The organism is Rathayibacter oskolensis (assembly GCF_900177245.1).
Lineage (GTDB): Bacteria > Actinomycetota > Actinomycetes > Actinomycetales > Microbacteriaceae > Rathayibacter > Rathayibacter oskolensis.
Genome location: NZ_FXBM01000001.1, coordinates 202,933 through 224,215, shown reverse-complemented (window position 1 = coordinate 224,215; position 21,283 = coordinate 202,933). Strand labels below are relative to the sequence as shown.

Below are 21,283 nucleotides of genomic sequence, written 5' to 3'. Positions count from 1 at the left end.
CAACCCTGAAAGGGGCGCGTCCCGCACGGTGCGCGCCGACTCCCGACGCGATGAAGCGAGGACCCCCGTCATGGCACACGACGACGAGACCGGCCGGAACGACCAGGCCGGCGCCTACGACCAGGCCGGCGACAACGACCAGGCCGCCGAGACCGACCAGGCCGCCCGGCGCGGCCGGCACCTCGCCGACGAGGCGAACACCACCGAGACCCCCGACGGCGAGTACACCTCGACCGACGGCGTCTCGCACACGGCCGGCGACGAGCAGGGCAGCTACGTCGACACCTCCGAGCACGAGGAGGACACCTCGGTCGAGGGCAGCTACGTCGACACCGAGGCCGCGCACGCCGACTCGGACGTCGAGGGCGAGTACACCGACCGCGACGAGTGAGCGCCCCGGCTCCGGGGCTCAGCGCGAGGGCGCACCCCGGAGCCGGACCAGGCGGTAGGCGATGCCGACCGCGAAGACCGCGACCCCGCCGAGGATCGACGCGAGCGGCAGGGTCGCGACCAGCAGCACGCAGCCGAGCGCTCCGCCGACCGCGACGGCGCGGGGATACCGCCGGAACCGCCGCTCCTGGCTGAACGCCGACAGGTTGGCGACCAGGTAGTACACGAGGACCCCGAACGACGAGAAGCCGATCGCCGAGCGCAGGTCGACGGTGAGCACCAGCGCGATCACCACGACGCCCAGGACGATCTCGGCGCGTCGCGGGACGCTGCGGACGGGGTCGATGCGGGCGAGGGGCCGCGGCAGATCGCCCTCGCGCGCCATCGCGAGGCTCGTGCGCCCGATGCCGGCGATCAGCGCGAGCAGCGCACCGAGGCTGGCCGCGGCCGCCCCGACGCGGACGACAGGGCCGGTCCACGGCCAGGCCGCGGCGGCGTCCACGAGCGGCTCGGTCGACTCCGCGAGCCGATCGGGACCGAGGGCGGCGAGGAGGGACGCTCCGACCACCGCGTAGACGAGCACGGTGAGGGCGAGCGCGCCGAGGATCGCCCGCGGGATGGTGCGGGCGGGGTCGATCACCTCCTCCCCCATCGTCGCCAGGCGCGCGTAGCCCGCGAAGGCGAAGAACAGCAGACCGGCCGACTGCAGCACCCCGTAGGCGTCGAACGCCGAGTCGCTCCCGATCGCCGGTGCGGGCCCGCCCGAGACGGAGGCGGCCACCGCCACCGCGAGCACCACCAGCACGATCGAGACGATGATGCGCGTGGCGAGCGCGGTGCGGGTGACTCCGAGAGCGTTCACGGCGACCAGGGCGGCGACGGCGAGCGCCGCGACCGGCCGCTCCCACCCCGGAGGCGCCGCATAGGCCGCGAAGGTCAGCGCCATCGCCGCGCAGCTGGCCGTCTTGCCGATGACGAAGCCCCAGCCCGCGACGAACCCGGGCCACTCGCCGAGGCGCTCGCGGCCGTAGAGGTAGGTGCCTCCCGAGCGCGGGTACTGCGCGGCGAGCTGCGCCGAGGAGGAGGCGTTGGCCCAGGCGACGAGTGCCGCGAGCGCGAGGCCCGCGAGCAGCCAGGTGCCCGCCGCGGCGGCGGCCGGGGCGAAGGCCGAGAAGAGTCCGGCGCCGATCATCGAGCCGAGGCCGATCGCGACGGCGTCGCCGGTGCGGAGGCGGCGCTGCAGCGAAGGCGGGTCGGTCACGCGACGTTCCTACCGCATCGGGGCGAACGCGACGTGCCGGAGGGGCGAGCTCGGGCCCGTCGGATCGCCGTCGGCTCGCAGGAACGGGCGGATTCCGCGAGTCGAACGTGATCCTGCGAGCCGGAGAGGTCCGCGGGGAGGATCAGCCGTTCCCGTTCCCGTTCCCGTTCCCGTTCCCGTTCCCGTTCCCGTTGCCGTTGTTCCCGTTGCCGTCGTTGCCGTTCCCGTTCCCGTTGCCCGGGGAGTCGGCGGCGGGCTCGGTCTCGACGGGCGCCGGGTCCTCCTCCGGCTCCTCCTCCTCGGGCTCGGTCTCCTCGGGTGCAGGCTCCTCCTCCGGGGTGTCGACCGGTGCCGGAGTCTCGACGGGAGTCTCCTCGACCGGCGCCTCCTCGACGGGCGCCTCCTCGGCGGGCTCCTCCTCGACGGGCGTCTCGTCGACCGGGGCCTCCTCCTCGGGAGTGGTCTCGTCGGCGGGCGTCTCGGCGGGCGCGGGCACCGCGGCGAGCAGTGCGTCGAGATCGGCGCGCACCGTATCGACCTCGATCTGGATCTCGGCGCCGCGGTCGGCGGTCACCCCGCCTCCGGACACCGCGGCGTCGAGCGCCGCCTCCAGGGCGTCGAGCTCGGTCAGGGCGCCGGCGTAGTCGTCGACTGAGGCGCGCTCGGCGACCGCCACGACCGCCTCGTCGAGGGTCTGCGCCGTCGTGTCGTCGATCGAGGGGTCGGCCGCCGAGCAGCCCGCCAGGACCAGGACGGCAGCGAACACCATCCCCGCTCGAGGTCGCAGCGCGCTCACGGGCGGATGCTCTCGCGCAGGCGCTGCAGGTGATCGCCGAGATCTCCGTCGACCGCGGGGAGCGGAGCCTGCTGATCGCCGCCGAACAGGATGACCGCGAGCCCGACGGCCACCGCGACCAGGGCGAGGACGAGCACCAGCAGCCACGGGTTGGGCCCGCCGCGCCTCGCCGGAGCCGGCGGGACGGGCGTCACCGGGGCCGGGGTCACCGCAGCGGGGGTCGCGGGAGCAGCTGTCGCCGAGGTCGCCGGAGCCCCGACGGGATACACCGCGGTCGCGTCGGCGGCGGCGGGCATCAGCTCGGTCGCAGCGCCGGTCGCCGGCATCAGCTCCGTCGCGGCACCGGGCGTCGGCATCAGCTCCGTCGCCGGGCCGGCAGGTGCGCCGAGCACGTCGGGCAGGATGATCGCCGTCGGCGGACCGTCCCGCCGCGGGTCGATGAGAGCGCGCGCCGACTCCGCGACCTCGATCGCCGTCGGCCGCTCCTCCGGCTCGCGCCGGGTCATCGCACCGAGGAGGGACGACCAGCCGCCGCCGAGCGACTCCGACACCTCCGGATCGCGCAGGAGGCGCGCCATCGTCACCTCGATCGCGGAGCCGGTGAACGGTCGGCGCCCGGTCAGGGACTCCAGGAGCACCAGGCCGAGGGAGTAGATGTCGCTCGCCGAGGTCAGCGGATCACCGTGCGCCTGCTCGGGGCTGAGGTAGGCGGCGGTGCCGATCAGGGTCCCGGGCGACGTGATGCGGGTGGCGTCGATGAGGTAGGCGATGCCGAAGTCGGCGAGCTTGGGCCGGAACTCGCGGCTCGTCAGCGGGCTGGGCACGAGGAGCACGTTCGACGGCTTGACGTCGCGGTGCACGACTCCGGCCGTGTGGACGGTGTGCAGGGCCTCCCCGAGATCGGCGGCCATCGACGCGACGTCGTTCGGTGCGACCGGTCCGGAGGCGAGACGCTCCGCCAGACTCGGCCCCTCGGCCAGCTCCATCACCATGTAGGCCTGACCGCCGGTGTCGTCGCCGCCGTCGTCGGCGTCGTAGAGAGTGACCAGGGCCGGGTGGTTGAGCGCGGCGAGCAGGCGGATCTCGGAGGACTTGCGCTGCAGATCCTGCGCGTCGTCGATCCCGGGGGCGAACATCTTCAGCGCGACGGAGCGGCCGAGGATCTCGTCGCGGGCCCGGTACACGGTCGCCATGCCGCCCTTGCCGATCAGCTCCTCGATCGTGTAGCGGTCGCCGACGGTCGTTCCGACCACGCGGGTCTCGCCCGTTCGATGGGATGCCACTGTTCCTCCTCGCGCGGGTGCGGACGTCCGGCTCGCACCCGGCTGCGACCTCCGCCCCAGGGTAGTACGTCCACCCTTCGGGGTGCAGTGCTCGGCCGGGGGCTGGCGGAGGCGCTCCCGGGAGCTGTCAAGCAGGTGCCGGGTGCCGGCACCGCACGTAGCGTGGAGGGCTCCGACGAAGGGTGACGACTATGGACGACGCAGACCAGGGTTCGACGATCGGCGCTCCGGACGGGGCCGCCCCGGCCACGTCGACGAGCAGCGAGCAGGTGCAGAAGGACCGCGCGGAGTCGCCGGGCAGCGAGCGCGAGACCGAGGCCAAGCAGGACCAGGACCAGACGACCACCAGGACGGAGACGACGGGCTCTGCGGACATCACGACGGTTCCGGGAACGGGTGGACCGGACGACGTGGGCACGGTCGAGGTGGACCCCGACGAGGTCTCCCTCAACGGCAAGCCGTTCCCCGGTCATGCCGGATCGAAATGATCCGGCACGACCGGGGAATGTGCCCTTCACCCGGCTTCGCCGGAGGGGGTCACGCCGGATCGAAATGATCCGGCACGACCCGGGAATGTGCCCTTGAGCGACTCCGCCGAGGGAACCCGTTCTCGCCGAGGTGCCGCGCTCTGAGCGGTGCCTCGGCGAGAACGGGTTCCCTCGCGCTAGAGGGCGAGCGGCGTCAGCAGTGACGGGTCGTGGCGGTCGACCGTGCGGGAGTTGTTGACCCGGCGGTCGACGGGGTAGGCCGTGATCGTGCCGGCGACGGCCACCGAGGCGCGGTCGAGCGTCGCGAGCATCTCCTCCGCAGAGGCGAGCGGCTCGGAGCTGAGCCACTCGTCGCGGACATCGGGCGTGAGGAAGACCGGCATGCGGTCGTGCACCTCTCCGGAGGCGTCACGGGCCTCGCGGGTGATGATCGTGAACGAGACCTGCCACTCCTCCGCCACCTTGCGCGCGGTGTACAGGCCCGCCGCCGCGAGGATCGGCTCGTCGCCGTGGAGGAAGAAGGGCTGCTTGCCGTCGGCCCGTGCCTCCCACTCGTAGTAGCCGCGCATCGGCACGATGGCCCGCTGCTTCGCGAAGGCGCTGCGGAAGAGGCCGTTCGACGCGACGGACTCGAGGCGGGCGTTGATCGGCGAGCGCCCCTTGCCCTTCGACCACGCGGGGGTGAAGCCCCACGAGGCGAGCTCGATCTCGCGCTCGGCGGCGTCGTCGCGCACGCGCTCGCGCACGATCGGCGCCGAGTCGGTCGGCGCGACGCTGAAGTCGGGCGCCCAGTCGGACGCCCTGCCCCCCGCCGCGACGAACTCGCGGATCAGCTCGTCGGTCTCGGCATCCATCGCGAATCGTCCGCACATACGGGCAACGCTACGCCGCACCTCCGACAGCGGCACGTGGCAGCGGAACCTCGCGAGCACCGCCGCGGCGGATCGTGGCGACGGCGAGCCCGGCGACCATCACGGCGCCTCCGATCAGCTCGCCGAGCGACGGCGCCTCGCCGAGCAGCGCCCACGCCGAGAGGACGCCGATCACCGGGACCAGCAGCGTGAACGGCACGACCGCGGCCGCGGGATAGCGGGCGAGCAGCGAGTTCCAGATGCCGTAGCCGATCAGGGAGGCGAACACGGCCGTGTAGAGCGTGCTGAGCACCGCGGCGAGCGACAGACCCTGCAGCGCCGTCGCGATCGCGGGGCCGCCGTCGACGAGGAGCGACAGCAGCAGCGCGGGCACCGGGACCACGAGGGCCGACCACACCACGAGCGAGAGCCCGGAGGCGCCCTTGGCCCGGCGGGTCAGCACGTTGCCGATCGCCCACGAGAGGGCGCCGCCGACGCAGACGACGAACGGCAGCCAGGGCGCGACCGCCCCGTGCGAGACGGCGACCACGACGAGACCCGCCACCCCGACTCCGAGACCCGCGAGCTGGCGCGGAGTCGGCCGCTCGCGCAGCGCGACGGCGGCGATCAGCACGGTGAAGACGATCTGCGCCTGCACCACCAGCGAGGCGAGCCCGGCGGGCATGCCGAGCGCCAGGGCGAGGTAGAGCAGGGCGAACTGGCCGAAGCTCATGAACGCCCCGATCAGCGCGACCGTGCGGAACGGCGCCTCCGGTCGCTTCACGAAGAACACCGCCGGCACCGCGACGGCCGCGAAGCGCAGGGCGAGGAACAGCAGCGGCGGCACGTCCGCGAGCCCTACGTCGATGACGACGAAGTTCAGCCCCCAGAGCACGACGACGACGAGGGCGAGGAGGCTGTGCCGGCGGGTCATGCTCCGAGCCTCGCGCAGATGAACCGACAGCACCAGCGAGGTCTCCTACCGCCGACCCGGTAGCGTTCGTTCATGATCGAACCTGCGGCACTGCGCGCCCTGATCGCCGTGCGCGACTGCGGCACCGTCGCCGCCGCCGCCGAGGCGCTCGGCTTCACCCCCTCGGCCGTCTCGCAGCAGCTCAAGCGGTTGGAGCGGCAGTCGGGTGGATCCGTCGCCGAGCGGTCGGGTCGCACCGTGTTCCTCACCGAGCACGGGCGCTCCCTGGCCGACCGCGGCGAGCGCCTCCTCGCCGAGCTCGAGTCGCTCGAGCACCTCGGCGTCGCGCCGGCGGAGGAGGTGACGGGCACCCTGCGCATCGTCGCGTTCTCGACGGCGATGCGCGGCCTCCTCGTGCCGGCGCTGGCCGGGATCCGCGAGCGGGCGCCGCGCCTCCGGCTCACGCTCGACGAGCTCGACCCGTGGGAGGCGTCGGGCAGGCTCGAGCGCGGGGCCGCGGACCTCGCGGTCCTGCACGACTGGCCGGGACTCTCCCTCGACCTGCCGGCGTCGATCGAGAGCGAGACGCTCCTCGAGGACCGCGCCGACGTGCTCCTCCCCCGCGCCCACCCGCTGTCCGGGAGCGCCGAGATCGCGCCGAGCCGGCTGGCCGACGAGACCTGGGTGAGCATCCCGGCCGGAGCGATCTGCCACGCGTGGCTGCTGCGCACCTTCGCCGGCACCGGGCGCCAGCCCGACATCGCGTTCTACGACGAGGACTTCAGCACCCACATCGCGCTCGTCGAAGCGGGAGCGGCGGTGGCGCTGGTGCCGCGGCTCGGGCGCGAGCCGCTCCCGGAGGCGGTGGTCGCGGTGCCCGCGGTCGACCCTGTCTCGACGCGCGTCGTCAGCGCGGCGTGGCGGCGCTCGGGCAGCGGGAGCCCCGCGCTCGCGCTCGTGCTGGAGGCGCTGCGCGCGGTGGCGGCGGACCCCCGGTGATCGAGGAGAGCGGCGCGGGCTAGCGGGTGGCGACGAGCATGGCGTGGCCGTCGGTCGTCGAGACGCGGACGGTCGCGTAGCCGTCGGCCCAGTCGACCTCGAGCTCGCGGCCCTCGGGCTGCAGGTGGACGGCGCGCGGTCGCGACCCCAGGCGCAGCGACACCGGCACGTCGACGAGCGGGAACGCGTCCTCGACGACGTCGAGGCCGAGCTGGCCCGGGCCGTGCGCGGCCGTCGCCGTCGCCACCCGCGCGGCGACGAAGCTCAGCAGGTGCACGACGACCGCGTCGTCCGTCTCGACGACCGTGGTCTCGAGGTGCACCGGACCGCCGGCGCGCACCAGCGGCTCCGGCAGCAGCCGGTCGAGCACCGCCCGCACCAGGTCGCGGAACGCCGGGGCGCCGTGGGCGCCGAACGTCTCGAACGCCGCGGTCGACGAGACGGCGACCGATCCGCTGACCGCCAGGGCCGACCAGGGCGACACCTCGAGGCTCGGCGGCGTGTACTCGTGGCCGCTGAAGCGGTCCCAGGTGCGCTCGAACGGCGGCTCCACCACGTCGACCAGCGAATCGGCCGGGGCCTCGACCCGGAGGCGCAGCGACCGCTCGTACTGCACGTGGTCGAAGCCGTGCGTGCCGGCGACCCCGTCGCGCGGGCGGAGGAAGACGTGGCTGAACGGCGACGGCCCCTCGACGCTCAGGCCGGGGATCTCGAGAGCCTCGAGCCCCGTCGCGCCGGACCGTGCGCCGCGGCTGACGAAGACCGCTCCGCCCGCGGCGATCCGCTCGCGCAGCACGGCCGCCAGAGCGTCGTCGATGAGCGTCGTCTCGGGCACGATCACCAGGGAGTGCGCCGAGAGCTCGGCCCCGGGCGGGACGAGGACGAACTGCTGCCGCAGCTGCTGCAGCGAGCGCACCACTCCGAAGCCGGCGGCTCCCGGGTCGTCGCCGAGCGAGGGATCGACGATCACCGCGATGTCGGCCTGCGGGCGGCCGTCGCGCACGAACGGCTCCGAGGCCGCGATGTGCGAGTAGACCGACCCGATCAGCTCGTAGGTCACCGGGTTCAGCGCGCCGGACGGGTGCAGGAGGTCGCCCACTCCCCCGGTCATGCCCTGCGCGAGGATCTGCGAGCACTCGTAGAGCAGCGCCGCGCGCGGCTTCAACCCGCCGTTGTCTCCCCAGCTCTTGTAGAAGCGCCCGGTGTGACTGAGCGTCGGCTTGTCGAGCGGGCGGACGAAGCGCGAGACGTAGGGGAAGTAGCTGTAGCCCCAGCCGCCGGAGGGGAGCGCCTCGATCTCGATGTGCCGCACGAAGCCCGACTCCTCGGCCAGCGCGGTCTTCGGGCGGCTGTTGAACCAGACCCCGGAGGCGACGTCGTCGGCGAGGTGCGGCTCGACCAGATCGCGGAACCTGCCCATGTAGGCGTGGGCGACCTGCCGCGCGTAGGTGCCGCGGTCGACGGCGTCGGCGGGGTCGAGGCCGGCCGCCGCCATCCCCGCCTTCGCCCAGACGGAGGAGCTCGGCTGGTCCCAGCACATGTCGAGGAAGAGACCGTCGAGCGGCGCGAACCGGTCGATCACCGCCTGGACCTGCTCGACGAGGAACTCCTGGTAGGGGCTCGACATGTCGAGGATCTGCCAGCCCGCCTCGTAGGGCAGGCCCGCCCCGAACTTCACCTGCCTGCCCGTCGCGTCCAGTGCGATCCACTCCGGGTGCAGGTCGGCGGCGTACTCGTCGCACTGCACGCTGAGGTAGATGGGTGCGCGGATGCCGACGGCGTGCAGCGCGTCGACCTGCCGGGCGAGCAGGTCGAGGTCGCCGGCGAGTCCCGGATGGCGCTCGTCGCGGCCGGTGTCCGACTCCGACCCGTCGGCGGTGCCGAAGTAGAGGCGCCCGTGGTGGCACTTCGCGAAGACCGTGACGCTGTCGACTCCCGCCTCGACGAAGGTGCGGGCGAACGCGTCGGGGTCGAAGGCGGCGCCGACTCCCTCGACGGCCGGCCCGGTGTGGAAGTCGAGGTGCACCGTGCGGTGGGGGAAGGCGTCGAGCGCCGCGGGCGTGGTGGAGGTCATGACGGATCCTTCGAGATCAGAGGAGGGTGCGAGCGAGGAGCGGGTCGGCGCGTCACTGAGGGCGGACGCGCAGGGTCGTGACTCCGCCGTCGACGGAGAGGGAGGTGCCGGTGGTCGACCCGGAGGACGGGCTCGCCAGGTAGGCGATCGCGAGGGCGACCTCCTCCGGCGACACCATCCGGCCGGTCGCCTGGCGGGCGTCGAGGGCGCGGCGCTCGGCTGCGGGGTCGTCGAAGCCCTCGAGCATGCGGGCGACGAACGGGGTGTCGACCGTGCCGGGGCTGACGCAGTTGACCCGGATGCCCTCGCGGACGTGGTCGGTCGCCATCGCGAGCGTCAGGCCCCAGACCGCGCCCTTGCTCGCCGAGTAGAGGGCGCGCTGCGGGAGTCCGTTGAAGGCCGCGATCGAGCATAGGTTGACGACCGAGGCCGCCCCGGAGCGGCGCAGCAGCGGCAGCGCGGCCGAGGTGACGCGGGCGATGCCGACGACGTTGACGTCGAGCACCCGGTGCCACTCCTCGGGGTCGACCCGCTCGACCGTGCCCACCGCGCTGATGCCGGCGTTGTTGACGAGCACGTCGAGCGCCCCGGTGCGCCGGGCGAGCTCGTCGAGCGCGGCGATCACGTCGTCGCCGTCGGTGACGTCGCAGCGGATGCCGGTGAGACCCTGCGGGAGATCGTCGACGGCCCGGTCGAGGACGATCACGCTCGCCCCCCTGCGGGCGAGCTCGAGAGCGGTGGCCAGTCCGATCCCGGAGGCGCCGCCGGTGACGGCCGCGACGAGACCGGAGAACTCGGGGGTGCTCACGACGCCTGCTCGAAGCGGTGACGGGCCGTGCCCAGGCCGTCGATCGACAGCTCGACGACGGAACCCGCCCGGAGGTAGGGGTGATCAGGCAGCCCGAGGGCGACGCCGGCCGGCGTCCCCGTGTTGATCAGATCGCCGGGGTGCAGCACCATGAACCGGCTGAGGTACCAGACCAGGTGGGCCACCGGGAACACCATCGAGGCGGTCGTGCCGTCCTGCCGCAGGACGCCGTCGACCGAGAGCCGGAGCCCCAGATCCTGCGGGTCGGCGACGGAGGCGGCGGGCGCGATCCACGGGCCGAGCGGGTTGAAGGTCTCGCAGCTCTTGCCCTTGTCCCACTGGCCGCCGCGTTCGAGCTGGAACTCGCGCTCCGAGACGTCGTGCGAGAGGACGTAGCCCGCGACGTGCGCGAGGGCGTCCTCGGGCGAGTCGAGGTAGCGCGCCGTCGTCCCGATCACGACGCCGAGCTCCACCTCCCAGTCGGTCTTGGTCGAGTCGCGCGGGATCAGCACGGGGTCGAACGGCCCGCCGATCGTCGACGGGTCCTTCAGGAACACCACCGGCTCCGCCGGCAGCTCGGCGCCGGTCTCGGCCGCGTGGTCGCGGTAGTTCAGGCCGATGCAGACGATCTTGCCCGGCGCGGCGAGCGGGGCTCCGACCCGCATCGCCTCGGCGTCGGGGAGGGGCGCGAGGCGACCCTGGGCGTGCGCCGCCAGGGCGTCGGCGAGCGAGACCTGCCGGAGCTCGGCCGGGGTGATGTCGGAGAGCACCGGTCGCAGGTCGAAGGCGACGCCGTCGACGGACAGGACGGGCACCTCCGCGCCCCGCGGACCGAGCCGCTGCACGACGGCTCCCGCGGGGAGGGGCTGGGGGGTCTGGCGGTGGTTCACACGGTCTCCTCGATCGATGGCGTGGCGCGAGTGCGCCGTTACAGTGGCGGGATGAACGCTCAGACGCCCCCGGAGCCCGGGTCCGCGCGGAGGAGCGACGCGCGTGCGTCCTCTCCGCGGTCGCAGACCGACGTGGTGGTCGAGGAGATCAAGGCGATGATCATCAGCGGCCGGCTGGCCCCGGGTTCGCGGCTGCCGATCGAGAAGGACCTGGCGACGCTCCTCGGCGTCTCCCGGAGCCCGCTCCGGGAGGGTGTGCGAGCACTGGCGATGATGGGCGTGCTCGAGAGCCGCCAGGGCGACGGCACGTACGTGACCTCGCTCGACGCGTCGCTGCTGCTGGCGCCTCTCGGATTCCTCGTCGACCTGCAGTCGCCCGACGAGGCGGCGAACCTCGCGTCGGTCCGCCGCCTGCTCGAGGTCGAGGCTGCCGCGCGAGCGACGCTCCGGATCACTCCGGAGGAGATCGCCGACGCGGAGGAGCTGCTGGGCTCGATCGCCGAGATCGTCGACGCACCGGTCGAGGGCCACGACGCGGCGATCATGGATGTCGACATCCGCTTCCACCGGCTGATCGCCCGGGCCTCGGGCAACGCCGCACTGGAGGCGCTGATCGAGGCCTTCGCGAGCCGCACGGTCAGGGCGCGCACCTGGCGGGCGCTCACCGAGCAGGGCGTCGTGCCGCGCACCCACCGCGAGCACCACGACATCGTCCGGGCGCTCGCCTCCGGCGACCCCGACCGCGCGCGGCTGGCGATGTCGGTGCACCTGATCGAGGTCGAGGACTTCATGGCCGCGCACCCCGAAGCGACCTGACGCCGCGTCACTTCAGGCCGCGTCACTTCAAGAACAGCTCGATGACCGGCACCGCGACGTCGGGTCGCACGACCGGCAGGGTGAGCGTGAGCGTGCCGGGGGCCTGCCCGCCGATCCCCGTGGTGAGCGGCTTCACGTCGGGGTCGATCTCGCGAAACGGGATCTCGGAGGCGTCGTTCAGCAGCTGCGCGTAGGCGACCCGCCCCGCCAGACCCGGCAGGTGCACGTGCTCGAACGGCCACGCGAACAGGTGCAGGTAGAGGCGGTCACCGCGCTGCGTGTAGCGGGAGTCGACCGGCGGCGTGAACTCGGAGGCGCCGGCTCCGTAGATCGAGCGCGCGTGCAGGTGCATCCAGTCGCCGAACGCCGAGAGCGTGCCGAGGGCGACCGGATCGAGCTCGCCCCGCCCGTTGGGCCCGACGTTGAGCAGCATGTTGCCGTTCTTCGAGACGCCGTCGATCAGCATCCGGATCACGAGCTCGGGCGCCTTGTGGTTGTGGTTGTCGCGGAAGTAGCCCCAGCTGCCGTTGATCGTCTGGCACGCCTCCCAGGCGACAGGCACTCCGTCGACCTCCATCGGCCGGTCGGGCTGGTACTGCTCGGGGGTGACGATGTCGCCCGGGATCTCGAGGCGGTCGTTCACGACGATCCCGGGCTGCAGCTCGCGGGTCAGCGCCATCAGCTCCTCCGACCCCCAGTCGTCCCTGCCCTTGCCGCCCCAGACGGGGTGGTGGTGGTCGTTCGCGTAGGAGAAGTCGTAGAAGAGGTAGTCGATCCGCCCGTAGCCGGTCAGCAGCTCGCGGATCTGGCCGTGCAGGTACTCGCGGTAGCGCGCCATGTCGCGGCCCTCATCGAGCGCGGCGATCTCCTCCGGCGAGTCGTCCCGCCGCGGGTGGCGCCCGTCGATGGTGAAGTCGGGGTGATGCCAGTCGAGGAGCGAGTGGTAGAAGCCGACCTTCAGACCCTCGGCGCGCACGGCGTCGACGAACTCGCGGACGAGGTCGCGGGCCGCGGGCGTGTTCATCGCGGTGTAGTCGGTCAGCGCCGAGTCCCAGAGGCAGAAGCCCTCGTGGTGCTTCGTGGTCAGCACGACGTAGCGCATCCCCGCCTCGCGGGCGGCCCGAGCCCAGGCCCTCGGGTCGTAGAGGTCGGGATCGAAGTAGGCGGCGTAGCGCTCGTACTCGTCGGTCGGGGTCTTCTCGAAGTTCATCACCCACTCGTGCCGGGCGGGGAGGGCGTAGAGCCCCCAGTGGACGAACATGCCGAACCGGTCGTGGGTGAACCAGGCTGCAGGGGCAGAACTCATGGTCGAGTGTTCCTTTCAGGAGGTGGAGCGAGCGGAGGTGGAGCGGAGGAGCGCGGCGCCGGCCGCAGCTCACTTGCCGCCCATGCCGCTCGAGAGCGCGATGCCCTTCACGAGGTAGCGCTGGAGGAGGATGGCGAGCCCCGCGGTCGGGATCATCGAGATCGTCGACGCCGCCATGATCAGCTGCCACTGGCGGCCGCCCTGGCCGAGGAAGTTGTTCAGGCCGAGGGGCACGGTGGCGTAGGAGGCGTCGTTGATGACGATCAGCGGCCAGAGGAAGCTGTTCCAGTAGTTGATGAACGTGAAGACGACCAGCACGGCGATGGTCGGCTTGACGACCGGCACGATGATGCCCAGCAGGATCCGCAGGTGCGAGGCGCCGTCGAGCTTGCCCGCCTCCTCCAGCTCCATCGGCACCGACAGCATCGCCTGGCGCAGGAGGAAGGAGCCGAACGCCGTGAACGCCCACGGCACGATCAGGGCCTGGTAGGAGTCGACCCAGCCCAGCTGCGTCATGAACAGGAACATCGGGATGACGACGACCTCCTGCGGCACCATCAGGGTGCCGAGGAAGACAAAGAAGATCCCGTCCCGGCCGCGGAACCGCAGGCGCGAGAAGGCGTAGGCCGAGAGGACGCTGGTCACCACGACGAGCAGGGTGCCCAGGACCGAGACGATCGCGCCGTTGATCATGTACGTGCCGAACGGCACGTAGCTCCAGACGTCGGCGTAGTTCTCCCAGCGGATCTCGCTTCCGAGCAGCGACGGAGGCGACGAGAAGACCTCGGCTCCCGGCTTGAGCGACGTCGAGACCATCCAGATCAGCGGCACCATGAACAGCAGCACGAAGATCGTCAGGAGCACCTGCGAGAGGATGTCGTTCCTCCGGCGCCGGCGCGCGAGGGCCGACAGCGACAGCGCCGACGATCGGGCGGCGGCATCGGCCGATCGGGTCGCCGTGCGGCTGCGCGGGGCGGCGATCGAGGCGAGGGAGGCGCGCTCACTCATAGTGCACCAGCTTCTTCTGGGCGAGGAACATGAGCCCCGTGATCGCCAGGATCATGATGAAGAGGATCACGCCCACCGCCGAGGCGAGGCCGAGGTTGAAGTACTGGAAGCCCGTCCGGTAGAGGTACATCACCATCGTGGTCGTCGAGCTGTCCGGCCCGCCGTTGGTCAGGACGAACGGCTGGGCGAAGACCTGGAAGGAGGTGATCAGCGTCATCGTCGCCGCGAAGAAGATCGACGGCGACATGAGCGGGATCTTGATGCTGAAGAACCGCCGGAACGCTCCCGCTCCGTCGATCGAGGCGCTGTCCATCAGCGTCTCGGGGACCGCCTGGAGCGAGGAGGAGAAGATCAGCAGGTTGTAGCCGAAGCCCTGCCACAGCGACATCAGCACCACGCAGAGCATCGCCGTCGAGGTCGAGCCGAGGAAGTTCGGCGCCGAGACTCCGAACACCGACTGCCAGATGCTGTCGATGAGACCGCTCGGGATCAGCATGATCTGCCAGACCGCGGCATTGGCGACCATCGGCGTGACGACGGGGATGAACAGGAGCACCCGGTAGACGTTCCCCCCGCGGATCCGCGGCGAGATCCAGGCCGCGATCGCCATCGAGAGCGCCAGGTTGATCGGCACGTAGACGACGACGAAGAGGAGCGTGTTGCCGATCGTCCTGAGGAACGCGGGGTCGCGGGTGAGCAACTGGACGAAGTTGTCCAGCCCCGTGAAGGTCGGCGAGCCGGCGAGCGGCCACACCGTGAAGGCCACCGCGACCGAGGCGAGGATCGGCAGAGCGGTGAAGATCGCGAAGCCGCCGAGGCTCGGCGCGAGGAACGCCGCCGCGGCAGGCCCGTCCCCCCGCCGACGCCGTCGCGCGCTGGTGGGGGCGGGTGCCGGCGGCGGGCCGGCGACCGCCTGGCCCGTGGCCGGGGAGGTGGCGAGTGTCATGGCGCTCCTTCGCGTCGTTTCTCGAGGGGGGTGCGGCGGTGCCGCGGCGCAGTCGGGGCGGGGCGCTCGGAGGTGAGCGCCCCGCCCCGATCACTCAGCCCGCGCTTCCGCTGCTGCTCTGCACGCTCTCGAGGAACGAGGTCGGGTCGGTCTGGCCGTTGATCACCGAGATCGAGCCCTGCGAGTAGCTCAGGCCGTCCTGCGTCCACGTCGGGGTGGAGAGGTAGGGGACGCCGGTCTCCAGCGCCGCCTCGAGGGTCGGCTGGGCGCCCTCGACCGCAGAGGCGTACCAGGTCGACTGCTCGGAGGTGCGAGCAGGGAACGCGCGTCCCGCCTCGCCGAGCGAGGCCTGGGCCTCGGTGCCCGTGATGATCGCCAGCGCCTTCGCGGCGACCTCGGGGGTGCTGCACTTGGTCGTGATGCCGAAGCCGGAGCCGCCGATCGCGGTGGCCGCGCCCTCGTCGCCCACGGGGACGGTCACGATGCCGATGTCGAACTTGGCCTGGTCCTTCGCGTTGATCATGTCCCAGGGGCCGGTGACGTACATCGCGGCGTTGCCGCCGAGGAACTGCGACCCGTCGCTCGAGTCGGTGGCGAGCTCTGCGGCGACGCCCTGCTCGTTGACGAGGCCCGCGTACCAGGCCATCGTCTTCTCCTGGCCGGGGCTGGTGAGGTTGAGCGTGCCGTCCTCGGTCGCCGCCTGGTCGCCTCCGATGGTCGGGCCCCACTGGTTCAGGGCGTCGATCTGGTTCGTGGTGGCGAAGCCGTACTTGCCGTCCTTGGTCAGCGCCTTCGCCGCCGTCTCGAACTCCGCGATCGTCCAGCCGTCCTTCGGGTTCTCGAGGCCGGCCGCGGCGAACATGTCCTTGTTGTAGAAGACGACGTAGGGGCCGAGGTCGTAGGGGATGGCGAGCTGCTCGCCTCCGGCCTGGAGCGCGCTGATGATCGAGGGGTCGAAGTCGGCGGTGTCGATGCCGGCCGCGTCGAGCTGGTCGTCGAGCGGGATGAAGTAGTTCGCGAACTGCTGGACGCGCGCCATCTGGAGGCCCGCGATGCAGGGCGCGTCGTTGCCGGCGAGGGTGGTCGGCAGCTTCGTCCAGTAGTCGGCCCAGGCCGCCGTCGTCAGCTCGACGGTGATCGTCGGGTCCTCCTCGTGGACCATGTCGGCCAGCTTCTGCCAGGCCGCCGTCTCGACCTCTGAGCCGGCCCAGACCGACCAGTTGATCGTGGTGTTGCCGTCGGCGTCGGTTCCTGAGGACCCTGCCGAGCTGCATCCCGCGAGCGGGAGCGCGAGGGCCGCGGCGATGGCCGCGAACCGGAGATGCCTGAGTGTCACTGTTCCTCCTCATTGAGGTGTCCGGGCGGCTCCGCGGCTGTGCGGTGCCTCCTGAACGGTGGTCATCGATCGAAATGGATCAGATGATTCTTCAGTCTGCGAGCCTCCATCGCGGCTGTCAAGGAAATTTCAGCCCCTGAGGGTCCCTGAAGATCACGATTGATAGTATCTATCCAGCAATTGCACGCCGACCGCACGATCGAAGGACGATGATGACCACTTTCGACAGCCCGCTGCACCGCACCCGCCTCGCCGAGGTCGCGCGCGTGATCGACGAGGGGCCGCTCAGCGCCTCCTGGGAGGCGCTGACGACGACCCCGCCGGACTGGTACGTCGACGGCAAGTTCGGCGTCTTCATCCACTGGGGCCCCTACGCCGTGCCGGCCTTCGGCTCGGAGTGGTACCCCCGCAACATGTACCTCGAGGGGACCCCGGAGTACGCCCACCACCGCGCGACCTACGGCGACCAGTCGGAGTTCGGCTATAAGGACTTCATCCCCTCGTTCACGGCCGATCGGTTCGACGCCGCGGAGTGGGCGAGGATCTTCCGCCGGGCGGGCGCCCAGTTCGTCGTCCCGGTCGCGGAGCACCACGACGGCTTCCCGATGTACGACTGCTCGTTCACCCGGTGGAAGGCGACCGAGATGGGCCCCCGCCGCGACGTCGTCGGAGAGCTCGCCGACGCCGTCCGCGCGCAGTCGATGGTGTTCGGCGCCTCCTCGCACCGAGCCGAGCACTGGTTCTTCTTCAACGGAGGCACGGCCTTCGACAGCGACGTCACCCAGACCGAGAGCCTCGACCTCTACGGCCCCGCGCAGCGCGAGGAGACCCAGCCGAGCAAGGAGTTCCTCGAGGACTGGCTCGTGCGCACGACCGAGCTCGTCGACCGCTACCGCCCCCAGCTGATCTGGTTCGACTGGTGGATCGAGCAGCCGGCCTTCGCGCCGTACCTGCAGACGTTCCTCGCCTACTACTACACCCGCGCGATCGAGTGGGACCGCCCGGTGGCCGTCAACTACAAGTACGACGCGCTGCCCGCCGGAACGGGCGTCTTCGACGTCGAGCGCGGCCAGCTCGCCGAGACCCGCGCCGACTTCTGGCAGACCGACACCTCGGTCTCGAAGAACTCGTGGAGCTACGTCGACGGGCACGACTACAAGCGGACCGACGACCTGATCGCCGACCTCGTCGACATCGTCAGCAAGAACGGCGCGCTCCTGCTCAACATCGGCCCGAAGGCCGACGGCACGATCCCCGCGCCCGAGGTCGAGATGCTCGAGACGATCGGCGCGTGGCTCTCGCGCAACGGCGAGGCGATCTACGGCTCCCGACCGTGGACGATCGCGGGAGAGGGGCCGACCAGGGTCGCGGAGGGGGCGTTCACGGACACGCACCGCTCCCCCTTCACCGCCGAGGACATCCGCTTCACCGCCTCGCGCGGACACGTCTACGCGACGGTCCTCGCCCCGGTCGGGGCGACGGTCGGGATCGGCTCGCTCGGATCCTCGTCGGGGCTCCTGGCGGCCGAGATCGAGAGCGTCGCGCTCCTCGGGCACGACGGCCCGATCACCTGGCGGCGGGAGGCGGGCGCCCTCGTGATCGAGGTCCCCGAGCAGGCCGTCGGCACGATCGCGGCGTTCCGCGTGACGCCGCGGGTCGAGGCGACGCGTCCGCGCCGCATCGACATCCTCGGGCTCGGCGACTGAACGCGATCGGCTCCTGCCCGAGCAGCGGGCAGGAGCCGATCCTCACGCCGACGCGCGCGCCGAGGCCTCGAGCGCCGCGGCGATCAGCGCGTCGTCGAAGCGGTAGAAGTCCTGGGCCGTCCCGCCCCAGAGGCGAGCGGAGTCGGCGTCGCTCCAGCCGCCGGTCACCTCGTGCAGCGCCGCCCAGATGCGGTCGTAGCCGCCGGCCGTCAGCGAGACCGGCCAGTCGCCTCCGTACATCAGGCGCTCGGCGCCGAACGACTCGAGGGCGTGCTCGATCACGGGGGCGAGCTGGTCCGTGGTCCAGGCCGCGGCGTCGGCGGTCGCCGAGTAGAGCCCGGAGACCTTGCCGAAGACCCGCGGGTTCTCGGCGCCTCGGGCGATCAGAGAGCGCCACGGCTCGCTCGACGGGAGGCCGATCGGCGGCTTCGACAGATGGTCGATGACGATCGACAGGTCGGGGTGCCGCTCGGCGAGCACGGGCAGGTGCTCGAGGTGCCGCGGCAGCACGGCGACGTAGTCGAAGGGGATTCCGGCGGCCTCGAGCACCCCGAGCCCCTCGTCGACATCGGGGCGGAGGATCCAGTCCGGATCCGGCTGATCGTGGATGAGGTTCCGCACGCCGACCACGTGCGCGTCCCGGCGCAGCTCGACGAGGCGGTCGTGCGCCTCCTGCGGGCGGTCGAGCGGGACGAAGACGACCACTCCGACGATCTCGGGTGCGGACGCTGCGACCCGCAGCATCTCGTCGGTGTCGGCGGCCTCGTCCGCCGACTGCACCAGCACGGTGGCGTCGACCCCCGCGGCGCGCAGCTGCGGTCTCAGCTCGTCGAAGCCGATCGAGCGGTCGATCTCGGGCAGGTGCGGACCCAGCCAGTCGTAGCGGGCCTTCGTCCTGTCCCAGACGTGCTGGTGCGCGTCGACGACGAGCGCGGGGGCGCTGCTCACGCGACACCGACGCGGGTCGCGTGAGCCGAGTGCTCCTCGAGCGGCACGACCGGAGTGGTGACGACCGGGTGGGAGCGCCCGGCCCAGTAGCTCCCTCCGGGGAAGGTGTACTCGTCGAGCGTCGACTCGAACATCTCGGCGCTGTAGCCGGGGGCGCCGGGCAGGCGGTAGGCGCCGTCCTCGACGATGCAGGGCTCGACGAAGTGCTCGTGCAGGTGGTCGACGAACTCGGTGACCCGGCCCTCGAGACTCCCCGAGACCGCGACGTAGTCGAAGACCGACAGGTGCTGGACCAGCTCGCAGAGGCCGACGCCTCCGGCGTGCGGGCAGACGGGGACCCCGAACTTCGCGGCCATCAGGTACACGGCGAGGATCTCGTTGACGCTGCCGAGCCGTGCGGCGTCGAGCTGGCAGAAGTCGAGCGAGCCGGCCTGGAACATCTGCTTGAAGAGCACCCGGTTCATCCCGTGCTCACCCGACGCCACGCCGATCGGCGCCACCGCCCGGCGCACCGCCGCGTGGCCGAGGACGTCGTCGGGGCTCGTCGGCTCCTCGATCCAGAGGGGCTGGAACTCGGCGAGCGACTGCACCCACTCGATCGCCTCCGGCACGTCCCAGACCTGGTTCGCGTCGATCATCAGGTCGGCGTCCCAGCCGATCACCTCGCGGGCGATGCCCAGTCGCCGGTGGTCGTCGGCGCGGTCGGCGCCGACCTTGAGCTTGATGTGGCGGTAGCCCTGGTCGACGGCCTCCTGGCAGAGGCGCCGCAGCTTGTCGTCGCTGTAGCCGAGCCATCCCGCCGAGGTCGTGTAGCAGGGGTAGCCGTCGCGCTCCAGCTCGGCGATGCGCTCGCCGCGGGTGGGCTCGAGGCCGCGCAGGAGGTCGAGCGCCTCGTCGCGGGTCAGCGCGTCCGAGAGGTAGCGCAGGTCGGCCGCGTCGACCAGCTCCTCCGGGGTCATCTCGACCAGGAGGCGCCAGAGCGGCTTGCCCGCCACCCGCGCGGCGAGGTCCCACACGGCGTTCATGACGGCCGCGAGAGCCAGGTGGATGACGCCCTTGTCGGGGCCGAGCCAGCGCAGCTGGGAGTCGCTCTGGAGGCCGCGGTACACGCCTCCGAGGTCGGCGACGAGCTCGCCCACGTCGCGACCGATCAAAGGCTCGGCCCGCTGCAGGGCGGCCGCCACGCAGAGGTCGTTGCCGCGCCCGATGGTGAAGGTGAAGCCGAAGCCCCGCAGCTCGGGGTCGTCGGTGCGCAGGACGACGTAGGCGGCGGAGTAGTCGCCGTCCTTGTTCATCGCGTCGCTGCCGTCGGCACTGAGGGAGGTGGGGAACCGTACGTCGTACGCGTCGACGGCTGTGATGGTGGTCATGCGGGGAGTCCTCTCGTGGTGGTGACGGCCTCGAGGCCCGGGCGGGCGCCGCGGACCTCCGGGCGGAGCAGGCCCTCGTCGACCAGGTCGGTCCAGAGGGCGGCGGGGACGTCGACCGAGGCGCGCCGCGCGTTCTCGACGGCCTGCGCCCGGGTTCGCTGGCCCACGACCACCGAGACGACGGCGGGGTGCAGCCACGGGAAGGCCAGGGCGGCCTCGGGGAGGGTGACGCCGTGCCGCTCGCAGACATCGGCGAGCACGTTCGCCCGGCTCACCAGCTCCGCGGGGGCCGAGTCGTAGTCGTACTTCGCGTCGGCCGGCGGTCGATCGCGCGAGAGCAGGCCGGAGTTGTAGGCGCCCGCGATGACGATGCCGACGCCGCGCTCCTCGGCGAGCGGCATCAGGTCGTCGAGCGCGCCCTGCTCGAGCAGCGAGTACCGGCCCGCGAGCATGACGAGGTCGATGTCGGCCTCGGCCACGAACCGCGCGGGGAGCGCGGACTGGTTCATCCCCGTGCCGATGGCGCCGATGACTCCCTCGTCGCGCAGCCGCGCGAGAGCCGGGAGTGCCTCGGCGATCACCTGGTCGCCGAAGTCGTCGGGGTCGTGCACGTAGACGATGTCGATCCTGTCGAGGCCGAGGCGCTCGAGGCTGGCCTCGAGCGAGCGCTTCACGCCGTCGGCACTGAAGTCCCAGCGCCGCACGGTCGAGGCCGGCACGGCGAAGCCCTCGGTGTCGTCGCGCTCGGCGCCGCGCGGATCGGGATTGGGCTCGAGGAGCCGGCCGACCTTCGTCGAGATCGTGTACTCGTCGCGGTGCCTGCCGCGCAGCAGCGCCCCGAGGCGGCGCTCGCTCAGGCCGAGTCCGTAGTGGGGGGCGGTGTCGAAGTAGCGCACCCCGGCGTCCCAGCTCGCCTCGAAGGCCCCGGCGACGTCCTCGTCGCTGGTCGGCCGATAGAGGTTGCCGAACTGGGCGGCGCCGAGCCCGAGAGCTGTGACGGGAACCCCGTGGCCGACGATGGTGCTGTGCATGGATCCTCCATGATCGCGATAGATATGATGATTCAACACTCACTGGTGTCGATTACTCAACCC

At 71.9% G+C, this 21,283-nt stretch carries 20 protein-coding genes; 5 read left to right on the top strand and 15 right to left on the bottom strand.

Annotation, left to right across the window (positions count from 1 at the left end):
• The first annotated feature begins 70 nt into the window (after nt 1–70).
• The gene (locus B9Y99_RS01145; RefSeq protein WP_085474783.1) at nt 71–391 is read left to right on the top strand and encodes a hypothetical protein; all 321 of its coding nucleotides are present in this window, start codon (nt 71–73) and stop codon (nt 389–391) included.
• Between the two features lie 18 nt (nt 392–409).
• On the opposite strand, the gene B9Y99_RS01140 is transcribed toward B9Y99_RS01145, so the two are convergent.
• The 3 genes from B9Y99_RS01140 to B9Y99_RS01130 all read right to left on the bottom strand — a co-directional run bounded on the left by B9Y99_RS01140 (nt 410) and on the right by B9Y99_RS01130 (nt 3,730).
• Complete coding sequence (locus tag B9Y99_RS01140) at nt 410–1,651, bottom strand: APC family permease (protein WP_085474782.1); 1,242 nt, start codon at nt 1,649–1,651, stop codon at nt 410–412.
• A gap of 142 nt (nt 1,652–1,793) precedes the next feature.
• Entirely contained in the window at nt 1,794–2,447 is a 654-nt protein-coding gene (locus B9Y99_RS01135; protein WP_129587845.1) for a hypothetical protein, read from the bottom strand.
• Nucleotides 2,444–3,730 (bottom strand): serine/threonine-protein kinase, encoded by a 1,287-nt coding sequence (locus B9Y99_RS01130; protein WP_129587844.1) that lies wholly within the window; start codon nt 3,728–3,730, stop codon nt 2,444–2,446. The genes B9Y99_RS01135 and B9Y99_RS01130 overlap by 4 nt, the downstream gene beginning before the upstream one ends.
• 191 nt (nt 3,731–3,921) lie before the next feature.
• Between B9Y99_RS01130 and B9Y99_RS01125 the strand changes: the two genes are divergently transcribed.
• The gene (locus B9Y99_RS01125; protein ID WP_129587843.1) at nt 3,922–4,218 is read left to right on the top strand and encodes a hypothetical protein; all 297 of its coding nucleotides are present in this window, start codon (nt 3,922–3,924) and stop codon (nt 4,216–4,218) included.
• Between the two features lie 176 nt (nt 4,219–4,394).
• Here the strand turns inward: B9Y99_RS01125 and B9Y99_RS01120 are convergent, their stop codons facing one another.
• Together B9Y99_RS01120 and B9Y99_RS01115 are read right to left on the bottom strand one after the other, a co-directional pair.
• Nucleotides 4,395–5,090, bottom strand: coding sequence for an SOS response-associated peptidase (locus B9Y99_RS01120; protein WP_085474779.1), 696 nt, complete (start codon nt 5,088–5,090; stop codon nt 4,395–4,397).
• Nucleotides 5,091–5,100: 10 nt separating this feature from the next.
• Nucleotides 5,101–6,003, bottom strand: a complete 903-nt coding sequence (locus B9Y99_RS01115) for an EamA family transporter (RefSeq protein ID WP_085476174.1) — start codon at nt 6,001–6,003, stop codon at nt 5,101–5,103.
• Nucleotides 6,004–6,075: 72 nt separating this feature from the next.
• Between B9Y99_RS01115 and B9Y99_RS01110 the strand changes: the two genes are divergently transcribed.
• Entirely contained in the window at nt 6,076–6,981 is a 906-nt protein-coding gene (locus tag B9Y99_RS01110; protein WP_085474778.1) for a LysR family transcriptional regulator, read from the top strand.
• Between the two features lie 19 nt (nt 6,982–7,000).
• Here the strand turns inward: B9Y99_RS01110 and B9Y99_RS01105 are convergent, their stop codons facing one another.
• Genes B9Y99_RS01105 through B9Y99_RS01095 form a run of 3 tightly spaced genes read right to left on the bottom strand, consistent with a single transcriptional unit; the run spans nt 7,001 to nt 10,753 of the window.
• The gene (locus B9Y99_RS01105; RefSeq protein ID WP_085474777.1) at nt 7,001–9,055 is read right to left on the bottom strand and encodes an alpha-amylase family protein; all 2,055 of its coding nucleotides are present in this window, start codon (nt 9,053–9,055) and stop codon (nt 7,001–7,003) included.
• Between the two features lie 52 nt (nt 9,056–9,107).
• Complete coding sequence (locus B9Y99_RS01100) at nt 9,108–9,863, bottom strand: SDR family NAD(P)-dependent oxidoreductase (protein WP_085474776.1); 756 nt, start codon at nt 9,861–9,863, stop codon at nt 9,108–9,110.
• A complete protein-coding gene (locus tag B9Y99_RS01095; RefSeq protein WP_244274733.1) occupies nt 9,860–10,753 on the bottom strand; it encodes a fumarylacetoacetate hydrolase family protein in 894 nt (297 codons plus the stop codon). Before B9Y99_RS01095 ends, B9Y99_RS01100 begins: the two co-directional genes overlap by 4 nt.
• A gap of 51 nt (nt 10,754–10,804) precedes the next feature.
• Here B9Y99_RS01095 and B9Y99_RS01090 point away from each other — a divergent pair, with 51 nt between their 5' ends.
• The gene (locus B9Y99_RS01090; RefSeq protein ID WP_085474775.1) at nt 10,805–11,569 is read left to right on the top strand and encodes a FadR/GntR family transcriptional regulator; all 765 of its coding nucleotides are present in this window, start codon (nt 10,805–10,807) and stop codon (nt 11,567–11,569) included.
• Between the two features lie 22 nt (nt 11,570–11,591).
• On the opposite strand, the gene B9Y99_RS01085 is transcribed toward B9Y99_RS01090, so the two are convergent.
• The 4 genes from B9Y99_RS01085 to B9Y99_RS01070 form a co-directional block, all read right to left on the bottom strand.
• Nucleotides 11,592–12,875 carry an alpha-L-fucosidase gene (locus B9Y99_RS01085; protein WP_085474774.1) on the bottom strand — a complete coding sequence of 428 codons (1,284 nt, stop codon included), beginning with the start codon at nt 12,873–12,875 and terminating at the stop codon, nt 11,592–11,594.
• Nucleotides 12,876–12,944: 69 nt separating this feature from the next.
• Nucleotides 12,945–13,883 carry a carbohydrate ABC transporter permease gene (locus B9Y99_RS01080; RefSeq protein WP_085474773.1) on the bottom strand — a complete coding sequence of 313 codons (939 nt, stop codon included), beginning with the start codon at nt 13,881–13,883 and terminating at the stop codon, nt 12,945–12,947.
• A complete protein-coding gene (locus B9Y99_RS01075) occupies nt 13,876–14,829 on the bottom strand; it encodes a carbohydrate ABC transporter permease (RefSeq protein WP_085474772.1) in 954 nt (317 codons plus the stop codon). Before B9Y99_RS01075 ends, B9Y99_RS01080 begins: the two co-directional genes overlap by 8 nt.
• A 94-nt stretch (nt 14,830–14,923) precedes the next feature.
• A complete protein-coding gene (locus tag B9Y99_RS01070) occupies nt 14,924–16,165 on the bottom strand; it encodes an ABC transporter substrate-binding protein (protein WP_085474771.1) in 1,242 nt (413 codons plus the stop codon).
• 212 nt (nt 16,166–16,377) lie between these two features.
• Here B9Y99_RS01070 and B9Y99_RS01065 point away from each other — a divergent pair, with 212 nt between their 5' ends.
• Nucleotides 16,378–17,871: an alpha-L-fucosidase gene (locus tag B9Y99_RS01065; protein ID WP_129587842.1), complete on the top strand. Its 1,494-nt coding sequence runs from the start codon at nt 16,378–16,380 to the stop codon at nt 17,869–17,871.
• A 42-nt stretch (nt 17,872–17,913) separates the two neighbouring features.
• On the opposite strand, the gene B9Y99_RS01060 is transcribed toward B9Y99_RS01065, so the two are convergent.
• From B9Y99_RS01060 to B9Y99_RS01050, 3 genes are read right to left on the bottom strand one after another with little or no spacing between them, the layout of a single operon-like run.
• Nucleotides 17,914–18,819: an amidohydrolase family protein gene (locus B9Y99_RS01060; protein ID WP_085474769.1), complete on the bottom strand. Its 906-nt coding sequence runs from the start codon at nt 18,817–18,819 to the stop codon at nt 17,914–17,916.
• Entirely contained in the window at nt 18,816–20,189 is a 1,374-nt protein-coding gene (locus tag B9Y99_RS01055; protein WP_085474768.1) for an L-fuconate dehydratase, read from the bottom strand. Before B9Y99_RS01055 ends, B9Y99_RS01060 begins: the two co-directional genes overlap by 4 nt.
• A complete protein-coding gene (locus B9Y99_RS01050; RefSeq protein ID WP_085474767.1) occupies nt 20,186–21,220 on the bottom strand; it encodes an aldo/keto reductase in 1,035 nt (344 codons plus the stop codon). Before B9Y99_RS01050 ends, B9Y99_RS01055 begins: the two co-directional genes overlap by 4 nt.
• Between the last annotated feature and the right edge of the window lie 63 nt (nt 21,221–21,283).

Excerpts from the sequence above, each read along its gene's own strand:
- B9Y99_RS01145 (WP_085474783.1), top strand. The coding sequence starts at position 71 with ATGGCACACGACGACGAGACCGGCCGGAACGACCAGGCCGGCGCCTAC.
- B9Y99_RS01125 (WP_129587843.1), top strand. The coding sequence starts at position 3,922 with ATGGACGACGCAGACCAGGGTTCGACGATCGGCGCTCCGGACGGGGCC.
- B9Y99_RS01120 (WP_085474779.1), bottom strand. The coding sequence starts at position 5,090 with ATGTGCGGACGATTCGCGATGGATGCCGAGACCGACGAGCTGATCCGC.
- B9Y99_RS01115 (WP_085476174.1), bottom strand. The coding sequence starts at position 6,003 with ATGACCCGCCGGCACAGCCTCCTCGCCCTCGTCGTCGTCGTGCTCTGG.
- B9Y99_RS01110 (WP_085474778.1), top strand. The coding sequence starts at position 6,076 with ATGATCGAACCTGCGGCACTGCGCGCCCTGATCGCCGTGCGCGACTGC.
- B9Y99_RS01105 (WP_085474777.1), bottom strand. The coding sequence starts at position 9,055 with ATGACCTCCACCACGCCCGCGGCGCTCGACGCCTTCCCCCACCGCACG.
- B9Y99_RS01090 (WP_085474775.1), top strand. The coding sequence starts at position 10,805 with ATGAACGCTCAGACGCCCCCGGAGCCCGGGTCCGCGCGGAGGAGCGAC.
- B9Y99_RS01085 (WP_085474774.1), bottom strand. The coding sequence starts at position 12,875 with ATGAGTTCTGCCCCTGCAGCCTGGTTCACCCACGACCGGTTCGGCATG.
- B9Y99_RS01080 (WP_085474773.1), bottom strand. The coding sequence starts at position 13,883 with ATGAGTGAGCGCGCCTCCCTCGCCTCGATCGCCGCCCCGCGCAGCCGC.
- B9Y99_RS01075 (WP_085474772.1), bottom strand. The coding sequence starts at position 14,829 with ATGACACTCGCCACCTCCCCGGCCACGGGCCAGGCGGTCGCCGGCCCG.
- B9Y99_RS01065 (WP_129587842.1), top strand. The coding sequence starts at position 16,378 with ATGACCACTTTCGACAGCCCGCTGCACCGCACCCGCCTCGCCGAGGTC.
- B9Y99_RS01055 (WP_085474768.1), bottom strand. The coding sequence starts at position 20,189 with ATGACCACCATCACAGCCGTCGACGCGTACGACGTACGGTTCCCCACC.
- B9Y99_RS01050 (WP_085474767.1), bottom strand. The coding sequence starts at position 21,220 with ATGCACAGCACCATCGTCGGCCACGGGGTTCCCGTCACAGCTCTCGGG.